This window comes from Marmoricola endophyticus, assembly GCF_014644415.1.
GTDB classification, from domain to species: Bacteria; Actinomycetota; Actinomycetes; order Propionibacteriales; family Nocardioidaceae; genus Marmoricola; species Marmoricola endophyticus.
In genome coordinates this window covers 92,614-105,467 of record NZ_BMKQ01000002.1, presented here as the reverse complement: position 1 = coordinate 105,467, position 12,854 = coordinate 92,614, and the positions used below count along the sequence as shown (strand labels likewise).

13 protein-coding genes are annotated in these 12,854 nt (G+C 73.3%); 5 read left to right on the top strand and 8 right to left on the bottom strand.

The genetic code is table 11. From position 1 onward, the window contains the following. Positions 1–3: 3 nt before the first annotated feature. From IEX42_RS17075 to IEX42_RS17065, 3 genes are all read left to right on the top strand, one after another. Positions 4–822, top strand: a complete 819-nt coding sequence (locus tag IEX42_RS17075; protein ID WP_188781294.1) for a hypothetical protein — start codon at positions 4–6, stop codon at positions 820–822. 311 nt (positions 823–1,133) lie between these two features. Then, positions 1,134–3,224, top strand: a complete 2,091-nt coding sequence (locus IEX42_RS17070; protein WP_229661013.1) for a phosphocholine-specific phospholipase C — start codon at positions 1,134–1,136, stop codon at positions 3,222–3,224. A 93-nt stretch (positions 3,225–3,317) separates the two neighbouring features. Next, entirely contained in the window at positions 3,318–3,800 is a 483-nt protein-coding gene (locus IEX42_RS17065) for a DUF4234 domain-containing protein (protein WP_188781293.1), read from the top strand. Between the two features lie 13 nt (positions 3,801–3,813). Here IEX42_RS17065 and IEX42_RS17060 read toward each other — a convergent pair whose 3' ends face one another. The 5 genes from IEX42_RS17060 to IEX42_RS17040 form a co-directional block, all read right to left on the bottom strand. Beyond that, positions 3,814–4,515 carry an RDD family protein gene (locus tag IEX42_RS17060; RefSeq protein WP_188781292.1) on the bottom strand — a complete coding sequence of 234 codons (702 nt, stop codon included), beginning with the start codon at positions 4,513–4,515 and terminating at the stop codon, positions 3,814–3,816. A 66-nt stretch (positions 4,516–4,581) separates the two neighbouring features. Further along, positions 4,582–6,387, bottom strand: coding sequence for a DEAD/DEAH box helicase (locus tag IEX42_RS17055; protein ID WP_188781440.1), 1,806 nt, complete (start codon positions 6,385–6,387; stop codon positions 4,582–4,584). 40 nt (positions 6,388–6,427) lie between these two features. Continuing rightward, positions 6,428–6,670, bottom strand: a complete 243-nt coding sequence (locus IEX42_RS17050) for a DUF3039 domain-containing protein (protein WP_188781291.1) — start codon at positions 6,668–6,670, stop codon at positions 6,428–6,430. Positions 6,671–6,713: 43 nt separating this feature from the next. Further along, positions 6,714–7,298, bottom strand: a complete 585-nt coding sequence (locus IEX42_RS17045; protein WP_188781290.1) for a YqgE/AlgH family protein — start codon at positions 7,296–7,298, stop codon at positions 6,714–6,716. Between the two features lie 51 nt (positions 7,299–7,349). Beyond that, positions 7,350–7,991, bottom strand: a complete 642-nt coding sequence (locus IEX42_RS17040; RefSeq protein WP_188781289.1) for a hypothetical protein — start codon at positions 7,989–7,991, stop codon at positions 7,350–7,352. 142 nt (positions 7,992–8,133) lie between these two features. Here IEX42_RS17040 and IEX42_RS17035 point away from each other — a divergent pair, with 142 nt between their 5' ends. Beyond that, a complete protein-coding gene (locus IEX42_RS17035) occupies positions 8,134–8,847 on the top strand; it encodes a TetR/AcrR family transcriptional regulator (protein ID WP_188781288.1) in 714 nt (237 codons plus the stop codon). Here IEX42_RS17035 and IEX42_RS17030 read toward each other — a convergent pair. Continuing rightward, positions 8,835–9,851 (bottom strand): DUF3048 domain-containing protein, encoded by a 1,017-nt coding sequence (locus tag IEX42_RS17030; protein WP_188781287.1) that lies wholly within the window; start codon positions 9,849–9,851, stop codon positions 8,835–8,837. The two genes, IEX42_RS17035 and IEX42_RS17030, sit on opposite strands and share 13 nt — an antisense overlap. Before the next feature lie 104 nt (positions 9,852–9,955). After that, entirely contained in the window at positions 9,956–10,720 is a 765-nt protein-coding gene (locus tag IEX42_RS17025; RefSeq protein WP_188781286.1) for an SDR family NAD(P)-dependent oxidoreductase, read from the bottom strand. Between the two features lie 104 nt (positions 10,721–10,824). Between IEX42_RS17025 and IEX42_RS17020 the strand changes: the two genes are divergently transcribed. Further along, positions 10,825–11,907 (top strand): phosphatase PAP2 family protein, encoded by a 1,083-nt coding sequence (locus IEX42_RS17020; RefSeq protein ID WP_188781285.1) that lies wholly within the window; start codon positions 10,825–10,827, stop codon positions 11,905–11,907. Between the two features lie 91 nt (positions 11,908–11,998). Here IEX42_RS17020 and IEX42_RS17015 read toward each other — a convergent pair whose 3' ends face one another. After that, entirely contained in the window at positions 11,999–12,850 is an 852-nt protein-coding gene (locus tag IEX42_RS17015) for an amidohydrolase family protein (protein ID WP_188781284.1), read from the bottom strand. Positions 12,851–12,854: the final 4 nt, after the last annotated feature.

Genomic DNA, 12,854 nt, shown 5'->3' with positions numbered 1-12,854 from the left:
ACGATGATCCCGGACCACCTCCTGCGACTCGTCGACGACGCCGCGACGTTCCCCCCGGTCTCGATGCCGCTGGACCAGGCGGTGGCCCAGCACCGGGAGCACCGCGCCGCGGACCACGGCGGCCTGGTCGGGCGCCTGGCGCTCACCGACGCCCGGATCAGCGAGGTGGCGCCGTACCTCGACCCCGAGGACCCGACCGACGTGCTGCTCGTCGTCACCGGTGGCGCGGGTGCCCTCGAGCCGGCGACGACGCGGGCAGCGCGGACCCCGGGTCTGCGGCTCGCCGCGGTGGCGCTGCGACTGCGTGACGAGGCCGACCTCGCCCACAACGCGGGCCGGGCGGTGGCGATGGTCGACCACCTGCGCAGCACCGGCGGCCTGGCCGAGGACACCGAGGTCCTCCTCGAGCCGCCCCGGCTCGCCCACTCCCCCGAGCACGGCTGGCTGGCCGCCCTGGACGAGGTGGCGATGGCGGACCTGAGCCTCCGGTTCCGCACCGGCGGCGCCGATCCCGAGGACCGGCCGAGCCCCGAGGAGCTGGCCCGCTGCCTGGACGCCGCGCTGGACCGGGAGACGCCGTACGCCTGCACCGGGGGGCTCGGCGCGGTCAGCGACCCCGACCGCTACGGGCTGCTCAACCTGCTCGTGGCGACCCGGGTGGCGCTCGACGGCGGCGACGTCGCGGCCGCGCTGACCAGCCCGTCGCCGTTGGTGGGGACCGACCCGGAGGCGCTGGCCCGGGCTCGCCGGTGGTTCACCTCCGCCACCAGCACGGACCTGCTCGAGGTGCACGAGGACCTGGTCGAGGCCGGCGTCCTCTAGGGCGCGTTGCTCAATCCATGGCCTGCTGCGCGCCGCCCATCACGCACGCTGGCTGCGTTGCGCTCGCTTGACGGGCCGCCGGCCCGTCTGCGCTCCCGCGCCAAGCCACCACCCCACGAGACCGCTCGCTGCGCTCGCGCTCCCGCGGGGACCCCGGAGGTGCCATCGCACGCGCTGGACGACGCTCGCGACGGCCAGCGATTGAGCAACACCCCCTAGCCGTCGCGTGTCGCCCGCCGGTCATCCGGTGGTCACCGCACGGTCGCCCGGGCAGGGTCGGATGGAGCCTCCCCCAGTCCGGAGGTGCCCTCGTGCCCGAACGTCCGTCCCCAGGCCTGACCCGCCGACGCCTGCTCGGCACCGCTGCCGCCACCGGCGTCGCGACCGCCGCCACCAGCCTGCTCCCGCCGTCGGTCCGCGCCGCGGTGGCGCGGCCGATGCCGGCCGGCGGGCTGCGCTCGATCGAGCACGTCGTCGTCCTCATGCAGGAGAACCGCGCCTTCGACCACTACTACGGGTCGCTGCGCGGGGTGCGTGGCTTCGGCGACGCCGACCCGCTGAGGCTGCCCGGAGGCGAGTCGGTGCTGCACCAGCCGGACGGCACCGGCCGCGTGCTGCCGTTCTCCGTGCGCGACGCCGCCGCACGGGCCGGGCGCCCGGACTCCGACATCGAGTACCTCGGCGCACTGGCCCACGGCTTCACCGACGCCACCCAGGCCTGGGGGTCCGGTTGGTACGACGCCTGGGTCCCCGCGAAGACCGCGGCGACGATGACGTTCTACCAGCGCCGGGACCTCGCGCTGCAGTACGAGCTGGCCGACACCTTCACCATCTGCGACGCCTACCACTGCTCGGTGTTCGGGTCGACGAACCCGAACCGCAACTACCTGTGGACCGGCAAGGTCGGGACCGAGCCGGGGAGCACCGCACGGGCGGTGACCAACGCGGCGTACGACTACGACCACGCGGGCTACGACTGGACGACCTACCCCGAGCGGCTGGAGGCGGCCGGGACCTCCTGGCAGATCTACCAGGAGTGGGACAACTTCACCGACAACCCGGTCGAGTACTTCGTCCCGTTCAAGCGGGTCGGCACCAAGGTGCTCGCGAGCGTCGAGGGCACCTGGCGCACCACGGAAGAGCTCTACACCGCGATGCTCGACATGGACGCCGCCGAGCAGCGGCAGCGGGTCGCGCAGATCGCACGCGGCCGCGCGACGCTGACTGCCGCCGAGCGGAGCCTGTTCGACAGGGCGATCTACCGCAGCGAGCCCGGCACGCTGGTCGACCGGATCGCGGCCGACGTCGCGGCGGGCACCCTGCCCGCCGTCACCTGGGTGGTGCCGACCGCGGCGGACTCCGAGCACCCCTCGGCCGGCACACCGGTGGGCTCGGCGAACCTCGTCTACCGCCTGCTCGACGTGCTCGCCTCGGACCGCCCCACCTGGGACTCCACCGCCACCTTCCTCGACTTCGACGAGAACGACGGCTACTTCGACCACGTGCCGCCGCCGGTCGCACCGCGACCGGAGAGCGGCAACGGCCCGGACTGGTACGACGGCCGCCCGATCGGCCTCGGCCCACGGGTCCCGATGACGGTGATCTCGCCGTGGACGATCGGCGGGCACGTCGACTCCACCGTCAGCGACCACACCTCGGTCCTGCGCTTCCTCGAGCGCTGGACCGGCGTCGACGAGCCGAACATCTCGTCCTGGCGGCGCCAGGTCTGCGGCGACCTCACCTCGGCGTTCGACTTCGACCGCGCCGGACGTCCGCCGCGGCTGGCCCACCCCGGCCCGGTGCCCGACCCGATCGGCCGGTGGACGCCCGGCCCACCGGGCGAGCAGCGGCTGCCCGTGCAGGAGCCCGGCCGCCGCCCGACCCGCCCCCTGTACTACGGCCCGGCGATCGGCACGCGGGTGACGGCGGACGGCGTACGCCTCGACCTGAGCAGCCACGGTCGCGACTCCGCGCACTTCACGATCTACCCGTACGCCGGCGAGCTCCCCGAGCCGGCCCACCACGACGTCGCCTCCTCCACGACGGTGCGCGTGGACGCGCCCCGGGGTGCCTACGACCTCGCGGTGCAGGGACCGGACCGGTTCTGGGCGCGGCTGGCCGGCCGCACCGACGGGGCCGCCCGCAGCCTGGTGGTCGCCGCCCGCGCGGCAGCGCGCGCCACGCTCCGGGTGGAGCTCGACAATCGCGGCGCCGCCCCGCTGACCGTCCGCGTGGGAGGCCGCAGGGTGGCCCTGGCGGCGCGCACGAGCCGCGTCCTCGTCCTGCCCACCGACCGCGGCTGGTACGACGTCGACCTCGCCGTCGTGCAGGAGCCGGGCTGGTCGCGAACCCTCACCGGCCGGGTCGGCGCCGAGCGACCCGGGGTGTCGGCCCCGACCTGAGCCGATCGGCTCGCGATCGGCGAAGACCCTGCGAGTCGCCGGCGGGGACACCTACTCTTCACTCGCACCGTCCGCCTCACCCACTGGAGCGACATGACCGACGAGCAGCAGCCGCCCGCACCCACCTCGCCGTACGTCTCGCCGCCACCTCCGTCGTACGCCGGCCAGGTGCCCGCGACCTTCCCGCCGCCCGGCGCCCCGGTCGCCGACGGCCCGATCGGCACGGTCCGCAGCACGGGCGTGTGCATCCTGCTGACGATCGTGACGCTCGGCTTCTACACCTGGTACTGGTACTACGTCACCCACGACGAGATGAAGCGGCACACCGGGCAGGGCACCGAGCCGGCGATCGCCCTGGTGCTCGGCATCCTGATCTCGATCGTCATGGCGTTCCTGACGCCGAACGACGTCGGCGCGATGTACCGCCGCAAGGGCATGCGCGAGCCGGTGAGCGCGGTCACCGGCCTGTGGGCGCTGCTGCTGGGCTGGTTCTTCTTCGTCGGCGCGATCGTGTGGTTCGTGAAGACCAACGGTGCGCTGAACGCCTACTGGCGCTCGCAGGGCGCTCGCGGCTGAGACGGGACCCGAGTCAGACCCGTACGACGGCCGTCCCGGCGACCTTGTCGTGCAGGGCACGTCGCTGCTGGTCCCACAGCGGCCACAACCCGTCCAGCCACAGGTAGAGCCCGCCCAGGGACCCCACGACCGGGACGGTGCCCACGACGATGCCGAGCACCCAGGTGGACCCGACCCGGCGCGCGATCATCGACCACGACAGCCGTCCGGGCCCCTCGAGCGGGCGTACGCGGAGTCCGAGCAGCAGCTTGCCCGGCGTCGCGGACCACGCGCGCAGCGAGAACGAGTGGTAGACGAGCACGACGACGAGCGCGATCGCGGCGTACCCGAGCAGCTCGGGGTAGACCTCCCGGTAGATGTCCAGCTGGCCCGGCGGTCGCCCGCCGGACTCCGCGGCGTCCACCGAGCGACGGAAGAGGTCGACGTACTCCTCGATCATGCTGCGCAGCAGCGGGAAGCCGAGCACGGCGGCGAGAGCCCACGTGATCGCCGCATCGACGGCGTACGCCGCCAGCCGCCTCCCCCAACGGGCCAGCTGCTGACCGTCGGGTGTGGTCTCGGCCTTGAGCGGGACCGCGGCGACGGGGTCGGCGACGACGTGCCCGGTCCAGCCGGTGCCGTCCCAGTAGCGGCGCCCGGTAGGACCGGTGGGCGCCTGCGGGTCGGCGTACCAGCCGGCTGGAGGAAGCGGGGGACGCTCGCCGATCTCGCTCACGGCGGGAGAGTCTGCCACCGCGACGGACCGCTCAGGCCTCCCTTCGACGCGCTCCTTCGTCGCTGCTCAGGACGCCGCCTGCGCCCAGTCCCGGAGCTTGTCGATGCGCGCGTGCAGCTCCTCGGCGGTCGCGACCGAGGCGGCCGGTCCGCCGGTCTCGCGCCGCAGCCGGTTGTGGATCACGCCGTGCGGCTGGTCCGTGCGGTGGTGCCAGGCGGCGACCAGGCCGTTGAGCTCGCGCCGCAGGACGGCCAGCCGCTCGTGGGTGCTGACCTCGGCGACGGGCTCGGGCTCGCCCCGCTCGGCACGTTCCTTGGCCGCCGCCCGGTCCCGTGCCTGCTGGGACCTCGCCCGGTCGGACTGGCGCTGCTGGAGCAGCGAGCGCATCTGGTCGGGCTCGAGCAGGCCGGGGATGCCGAGGAAGTCCATCTCCTCCTCCGAGCCGACGTGCACCTCCCCGGCGTGCCCGAACTCGCCCCCGTCGTAGAGCACACGGTCGAAGCGCGCCTGGGAGTTCAGCGCCTCGAACGGCAGCGCGTCGTCGGTGACCTCGTCCTGCGTCTGCTGGGCGCGGGCGAGCAGCTCGTCCTCGGCCGCGAAGATGTCGTCCTCGTCGCTGATGGTCCGGCCGAGCACGTGGTCGCGCTCCAGCTCCAGCTCGGAGGCGAAGCCGAGGAGGGCCGGCACCGACGGCACGAACACCGACGCGGTCTCGCCGCGCGAGCGGGCGCGGACGAAGCGCCCCACCGCCTGGGCGAAGAAGAGCGGCGTCGAGATGGTGGTGGCGTACACCCCGACCGCCAGGCGCGGGACGTCCACCCCCTCCGAGACCATCCGGACCGCGACCATCCAGCGCTGCTCGCCGGCGGCGAAGTCGGCGATCCGCTTGGAGGAGGACTTCTCGTCCGAAAGCACGACGACCGGCTTCTCCCCCGCGACCTGGGCCAGGAGGGCGGCGTACGCGCGCGCCGAGTCCTGGTCTCCGGCGATCACGAGCCCGCCGGCGTCCGGGACGTGGCGGCGCACCTCCGAGAGTCGGCGGTCCGCGGCCTGCAGCACCGACGGGATCCAGGACCCTCGGGGGTCCAGCGCCGTACGCAGCGCCTGCGCGGTGAGGTCCGTGGTCAGCGGCTCGCCCAGCCTCGCGGACACCTCGTCGCCGGCGCGGGTGCGCCAGGCCATCTCGCCGGAGTAGGCGAGGAAGAGGACCGGCCGCACCACGTGGTCGGCGAGCGCGTGGGCGTAGCCGTACGTGTAGTCGGCGGCGCTGCGCGGGACGCCGTCGGGCCCGTCCTCGTAGCGGACGAACGGGATCGGGTTCACGTCGGAGCGGAACGGCGTCCCGGTCAGGGCGAGCCGACGGGCGGCCGGGTCGAACGCCTCGTGCACCGCCTCGCCCCAGCTCATCGCGTCCCCGGCGTGGTGCACCTCGTCGAGGATGACCAGGGTGCGCCAGCGTTCCGTACGGATCCGGTGGGCCAGCGGGTTCACCGCGACGCCGGCGTACGTCACCGCCACACCGACGTAGTCGGTGGAGGTCTTGCCGGCACGACCGGCGTACGACGGGTCGAGCGGGATGCCGACCTTCTCGGCGGCCTCGGCCCACTGGGTCTTGAGGTGCTCGGTGGGCGCGACGACGGTGATCCGGTCCACCACCCGCCGGGCGAGCAGCTCGGAGGCGACCGTCAGCGCGAAGGTGGTCTTCCCCGCGCCCGGGGTGGCGACGGCCAGGAAGTCCTGCGGCTCGTCGGAGAAGTACTGCTCGAGCGCGGCGCTCTGCCAGGCACGCAGTCTCGTCGCGGTCCCCCAGGCGGCGCGAGCGGGCCAGGCCGGGGAGAGGTCGACGGGAGCGGGTGGGTCCTCGCGGGTCACGCGGCGCGGCGGGTGGGGGTCGGTGCGGGCTCCCGCAGGGTCACTCGTCACCCTCCTTGAGGCTCTCCCAGATCTCCTGGCAGGTCGGGCACGTCGGGTAGCGCTCGGGGTCGCGCGCAGGGATCCAGACCTTGCCGCACAGCGCGACGACGGGCGTCCCGTTGACCATCGCGTCCATCAGCTTGTCCTTCGGGACGAAGTGCGAGAACCGCTCGTGGTCGCCGTCCTCGGTCGGGACGGTGCGCCGGTCCTCGAGGACATCGCTGCCGGTCTGCTGGGTCACCGCGCCACCCTAACGCCGCGACGTCAGGGAGCCGGGGCCACGGTCAGTTCTGCGTCGGGTCCTCGGGGTACGACGCCAGCCAGCTCAGCGGCTCGGGCTGGCGGCGCAGCACCGTGGCGCGCACCGTGGCGGGATCGAGCGCGAACGCGTCACCGGGATCGCCCTCGAGGACGTACCACGCGCCCTCGGCGAGCTCGTCCTCCAGCTGGCCGAGGGACCACCCGGCGTAGCCCGCGAAGACGCGCACGCGGTCCAGCGCCGGGGTGACCAGCTCGCGCGGGCTGTCGAGGTCCAGCAGACCGACGTCGTCGTACAGCCGCCGCCAGCCGAGCGGCTCCCCGACCCCGGTCCGCAGCGTGGCGATCGCCAGCGCGGAGTCGGTCCCCACCGGACCGCCCGGGAGCAGGACCGGCGGTGCGACCACGACGTCGGCCCACGGCTCGAGCACGTCGGCCACGGGCAGGTGGCCCGCGCGGTTGACCACCACCCCGAGCACGCCGTCGTCGTCGACGTCGAGCAGCAGCACGACGGTGCGGGCGAAGTTCGGGTCGACCAGCGAGGGCGAGGCCACCAGCAGCCGCCCGGCGAGCGGCTCGAGGCTCGCCGCCCCCAGGTCGATCGGCTCCATGCCGGTCATCGTCTCAGGCGCGCGGCGTCACGGCGCGCACCTCGACCGGACTCAGGCGGACAGCGCCGCCCGGAGCCGCCGGGCGAAGGCCGGCGAGCCGGCGGGCACGTTCGCCGGAGCCGATTTGGCGGCGGGGGCCGGCCGCGCCGGCCTGTCGGGTACGTCACCGACCGCTCGCCGGTGCAGTGCCGCCGCCGGTGCGGCGGGCGCGGTGGGCATCGGGGCCCCTGGCGCCCACAGCTCGCGGGCGTCACGCTCGATTCGCGCGCCCACGACGGCGGCACGCTCGTCGCCGGCGCTGGTCGGGCTGGCCAGGCCGGCCAGCAGAGCCAGCTGCGAGCGCTCCTTGAGGGTCGCCCGGGCCAGCGCCCGGGCCGTGCGCTCGTCGCTCGGGTGCGCCATCGCCTCGTCGACGACGAGCCGGATGCCGGGGAGGGCGCGGGCGGCAGCCAGCCAGCCGTCGCGCACGCTCGCCTCGAGGTCCGTCGGGTGGTGCTGCTGGTGCTGCTCGATCTGTCCGACGAGCCGCTGGTGCCAGCGCAGGTGGAGCGCGCCGATCAGGTCCAGGTCGTCGGTGAAGGTCTCGGCGACGCCGGGGACGTCCGTGGGCAAGGTGCCGTCGCGGCGCAGGTCGACTGCGGCAGCCACCTGACGAAGGACCTCGGCGCGGCGGTGGTAGGCCTTCCAGGTCATGGTCTGCTCCTTCTGGGAGGGACCGGCGGCACTGTCATACCGCCAGTACGTACTCCCAGTATGGAGAAGCCCGACGGACCCACCAAGCACCTCGGCGGTGACCTCACCCACACCCCGCCCGCGCCGCACCTATGCTGACCCGATGCCCCGTCGTCCGACCGAGAAGCTGCTCGAGGTGGCCAAGTCGGGCACCCGACGGCAGCGCTTCTCGTCCGGGAGCACGCGTCGCGCGCTGATCGCCGCGGGCGAGGAGCTGTTCACCGCGCAGGGGTACGCCGGCACCAGCCTCGATGCCGTCGTGGCCCGGGCCGAGGTCACGAAGGGCGCGCTCTACCACCACTTCTCCGGCAAGCAGGCGCTCTTCGAGTCGGTCTTCGAGTCGGTCGAGGAGCGGGCCAAGGTCAGGATCCTCGAGGCCCTGCGCACGGACACCGACCCCTTCGACCGGGCCCGACACGGGCTGCGTGCCTTCCTCGAGGAGGTCCGCGACCCGGCGTACTCCCGCGTCGTCGTCCAGCAGGGGCCCGCCGTCCTGGGCTGGGAGCGGTTCCGGGAGCGGGAGGAGGCCTCGGCGTTCGGCATCGTCCTCGAAGCCGTCCGCGGCGTCCTCGAGTCCTCCCTCACCGAGCTCGACGACGCGATGGTGGAGACGTTCAGCCGGATCTTCTTCGGCGCGATGACCTCGGCGGGCGAGAGCGTGAGCCAGGCCGAGGACCAGGCGCTGGCCGCGGCCCGGGTGGAGTCGGCGATCGGGTTCATCCTCACCGGGCTCGCCACGCTGAGCGAGCAGGGCCTGCACGTGCCCGACCCGTACGACCTCGCCCGCGCGGACGGCCCCGAGGCTCAGCCGGAGTAGGTCAGCCGACCGCCCTTGTCGTTGCGCGGCAGCACCTCGACGAAGGTGTGCCCGGCGGGGATGCCGAGCTTCGCGCCCTTGGCGTCGGTGAAGGTGAACGGAGCGGTCGGGGACTTCTTGGCCCACGTCGCGACGAGGGCCTTGCCGCCGTGGAAGACCGCCGCGTTGCCGCCGCCGGTGGTGACCGACTCGGGCACGTAGTTGCCCGCGGGGTCCCGGTAGCCCGCGTCCTTGGTGGTCACCCGGACCACCACGATCGTGTCGGCCTTGAAACCCGTGCCGGCAGCGGCGTTGGAGTTGGTGTTGACGTACTTCTGGCCGCGCAGGGCCCACCGCGTCGTGTGCGACCCGCCGAACTGCGCGGACACGCTCGTCGCCGGCGCCGTGCCCGCGAAGCTCGCCGGGTTCGACCAGGGCAGGTACGGCTGCGACAGCGCGGTCGGCTTGGCCAGGGTCCTCACCAGATCGGGCAGCCGCATCATCAGGTTGTACGGCGCCGTGCGGTCGCCGGCGCGGTAGAAGCCCTTGGCGTTCCCGGCGTCGTTGGACTTGAAGTTCACCTTCGCCTGCTTGAGCCGGGAGATGGTGGCCGGCGCGGCGCCGGAGGTGACCACGACGCCCTTCACCGGCTTGACCAGACCGATGTCGGAGGCGCGCATCGAGCGCACCGGTCCGACCAGCCGCGGGATCGTGGTGTCGAAGAAGACCGCGAGGCGGGTCATCCCACCCTCGACCAGCTCCTCGGTGATCAGGTCGGCCTTGTTCAGCCCGATCTGCGGCTGCGAGCTCTCGGTGTTGTCGATCTTGACCGCGACCGGCGGGTGCGTGGGCAGCGCGCCGGTGATCTCCTGCCCGGTCAGGGGCCAGTACTGCTTGGCGGGTGCCGTGGGCGTCGCCGAGGAGGAGGGCTCGGGGGCCGCCTGCTTCTCGTCCTTGCCGCAGGCACTCACCCCCAGGGCGAGGGCGACGACGAGGGCGGGCGCGAGCAGGCGGGGGTGAGACATGCCGACCATGATGAGGGACGCGGTCCCCGCAACCGACGAGGCCCCACCGGGCGGCGAGCGTGTCGCCGACCCGACGGGGCCCAGCCTGGTGGAGAGGTCCGTGGTCAGATCTTGGCGCCGCCGTCGACGTACAGGATCTGGCCGGTGATGTACGACGCCTCGTCGCTGCACAGGAACGCCGCCGCGGCCGCGATGTCCTCGGGCTTGCCGGTGCGCTTGATCGGGTTGCGGTCGCCGGCGGCCGCACGGAAGTCCTCGACGCTCATCCCGACCCGCTTGGCGGTCTCGTCGGTCATCTCGGTCTCGATGAAGCCCGGCGCGATCGCGTTGACGTTGATGCCGTAGCGACCCAGCTCGAGGGCGAGCGTCCGGGTGAAGCCCTGCAGTCCGGCCTTGGCGGCGGAGTAGTTGGCCTGGCCGCGGTTGCCGTTCGCCGAGGTGCTGGAGGTGTTGAGGATCTTGCCGTACTTCTGGTCGACGAAGACCTTCTGCGCCGCCTGGCTCATCAGGAACGAGCCCTTGAGGTGGACACCGAGCACGGCGTCCCACTGGTCCTCGGTCATCTTGAACAGCATCGCGTCCTGGGTGATGCCGGCGTTGTTGACCAGCACGTGCAGGCCGCCGAGCTCGGAGACCGTGCGCTCGACGGCAGCGTCGACGGAGGCCTTGTCGGTGACGTTGCAGCCGATGCCGACCGCCTTGGTCGCCCCCAGTCCGGCGGCGGTCTCGGCGGCCCTGCCCTCGTCGAGGTCCAGCACCGCGACGGCGGCGCCCTCCTCGGCGAAGCGCTTGGCGGTGCCGGCGCCGATGCCCTGCGCCGCCCCGGTCACGATGACCACTCGTCCCTCGTAGCGCCCTGTGTTGGCCATACCTGTGTGCTCCTTAGCTCGTGGAGGTCCCGTTGCTGGGATCCAGGTCACGATATGACCACCGCGATGCGGCCTCGGTGCGGGATGGCGACTATCGTCGGGGCGTGGTCGAGTCCCGGTTCCGCTTCCTCGTGGTGCTCGCGGGCGTCATGGTGGTCGCGACCGTGCTGGTCAGCAGCTCCGTCGACCTGCCGCTGCTGGACCCCGACGACGACGCCACGGGGCCTGCGTACGTCCGGTTCCCGCTGATCCTGCTGGCCGCGTTCCTCGTCGACGTCGTGCCCCGCGTGGCGCTGCGCTGGGGCCGCGCGCGAGGTTCCGCGGAGCCGGTCGGGCTGCGGGCGACGGTGCGCGGGGTGCTGCGGGAGCGGTGGACCCCACGCCAGGTCCGGTTCATGCTCGTGGGCCTGGCCGCGTGGTACGTCACGTACGCGACCTTCCGCAACCTCAAGAACGCCGTCCCCTTCGTCAACGACACCCTGTGGGACTCGACCTTCGCGAGCATCGACCGCTGGCTGTTCTTCGGCCACGACCCGGCCCAGGTCCTGCACTCGCTGTTCGGCACCTCGAGCCTCGTCGCGCACTTCTTCTCGTTCGTCTACGTCGCCTGGATCGTGCTGATCCCCGTGTCGCTGGCCTGGGCGCTGGTCTTCACCCGCCACCGCTCGGCGTCCGCCTGGTTCGTCACCGCGATCGCCGTCGACTGGGCGCTGGGCGCCATCACCTACTTCGCGTTCCCCACCCTGGGGCCGATCTACTCCGACGCCGGCACCTTCGCCGGCCTGCCGCACACGATGGTCACCGACCTCGAGCAGGGTCTGCTCGACGGGCGCATCGAGGTGCTCGCGGACCCGGTCGGCGCCCACACCCTGCAGTCCATCGCCGCCTTCGCCTCGCTGCACGTCGGCCTGATGATGACGATGTGCCTGGTGGTGCAGCTGGCCAGCCGGCGCCGGTCGTACAAGATCGCCGCCTGGGCCTTCCTCGGGCTGACCTCGCTGGGCACGGTCTACCTCGGCTGGCACTTCGCGATCGACACCGTCGGCGGGGTCCTCGTCGGCACCGCCGGGATGTGGATCGCGGCGCTGGGCACCGGCAACCACGTGGGCTGGCGACCGGCCCTCGTGACCGGCGAGGTCGACGACGAGCCGGTCCGCGGGGTCGTGCGCGAGCCTGCACGCACCTAGGACTCACCGGCCCGGCCCGGCCCGGCGCGGGACGTCATACGAACCGGTCGCCCGAGCAGCCAGCTCGTACGACGTCGTGGCTTCGCCGCACTCAGAGCCCGGCGTACACCTGCTGCGCGTTGCCGCCGAGGACGAGCGCCGCGGTCTCGTCGTCCAGGCCGAGCCCGACGACCGCGCGGGCGTTGGCGGCGGTGCCGGGCACGCCGGGCCAGTCGGTGCCGAAGATCCACGTGCGCGCCAGCCGGGGCAGGGAGAAGCGGGAGTAGTAGTCCGGCAGCCGCTTCGGCGGCAGGCCGGACAGCTCGATCCACACCCGCGGGTTGGCCAGGGCCATCGAGGCGGCGGCGTCGTACCACCAGCCGCGTCCGCCGTGGGCGAGGACGACGTGCAGGTCGGGGAAGTCGCGGACGACCGGCAGCAGGGTGGCCGGGTCGGCGAGCTCGTTGCGCGAGCCGGGGAAGCTCGAGGTGCCGCAGTGCACGACCAAGGGGACGCCGCGCTCGACGAGGACCTGGTACGCCGGGTAGAGCGCGGCGTCGTCGCAACGGAAGCCGCCGTGCACCGGGTGCAGCTTCAGGGCGGCGGCCCCGTGGTCGAGCTGACGGGTGAGCTCGGCGGCGAGCGGGAAGTGCAGGTGCGGGTTGACGTTGGCGACGGGCCGGAACAGCACGGGGTCGTGCTCGACGACCGGCAGCAGGTCGTCGAAGTGCTGGTAGCCGGTGGCCTTGGGGCTGTACTCGCAGAACAGCATCGCGTGGTCGAGCCCCTCGGCCAGGAAGAGCTCGCGCAGCGCCGCCGGGCGGGGGCGACCGTCCGCGTCCCACACCCGGTCGACGAGGCCGGGCGCGCCGAACTCGTGCATCCACTCCAGCCAGGCGGGCTTCAGGCTGCCCAGCACCGGCACGTGGACGTGCGCGTCGACGAAGAGGGTGCCGTCGAGCATCAGG

Coding starts and splice junctions, on each gene's coding strand:
- IEX42_RS17065 (WP_188781293.1), top strand. CDS start 3,318: ATGACCGACGAGCAGCAGCCGCCCGCACCCACCTCGCCGTACGTCTCG.
- IEX42_RS17035 (WP_188781288.1), top strand. CDS start 8,134: ATGCCCCGTCGTCCGACCGAGAAGCTGCTCGAGGTGGCCAAGTCGGGC.
- IEX42_RS17025 (WP_188781286.1), bottom strand. CDS start 10,720: ATGGCCAACACAGGGCGCTACGAGGGACGAGTGGTCATCGTGACCGGG.
- IEX42_RS17045 (WP_188781290.1), bottom strand. CDS start 7,298: ATGGAGCCGATCGACCTGGGGGCGGCGAGCCTCGAGCCGCTCGCCGGG.
- IEX42_RS17015 (WP_188781284.1), bottom strand. CDS start 12,850: ATGCTCGACGGCACCCTCTTCGTCGACGCGCACGTCCACGTGCCGGTG.
- IEX42_RS17030 (WP_188781287.1), bottom strand. CDS start 9,851: ATGTCTCACCCCCGCCTGCTCGCGCCCGCCCTCGTCGTCGCCCTCGCC.
- IEX42_RS17075 (WP_188781294.1), top strand. CDS start 4: ATGATCCCGGACCACCTCCTGCGACTCGTCGACGACGCCGCGACGTTC.
- IEX42_RS17040 (WP_188781289.1), bottom strand. CDS start 7,991: ATGACCTGGAAGGCCTACCACCGCCGCGCCGAGGTCCTTCGTCAGGTG.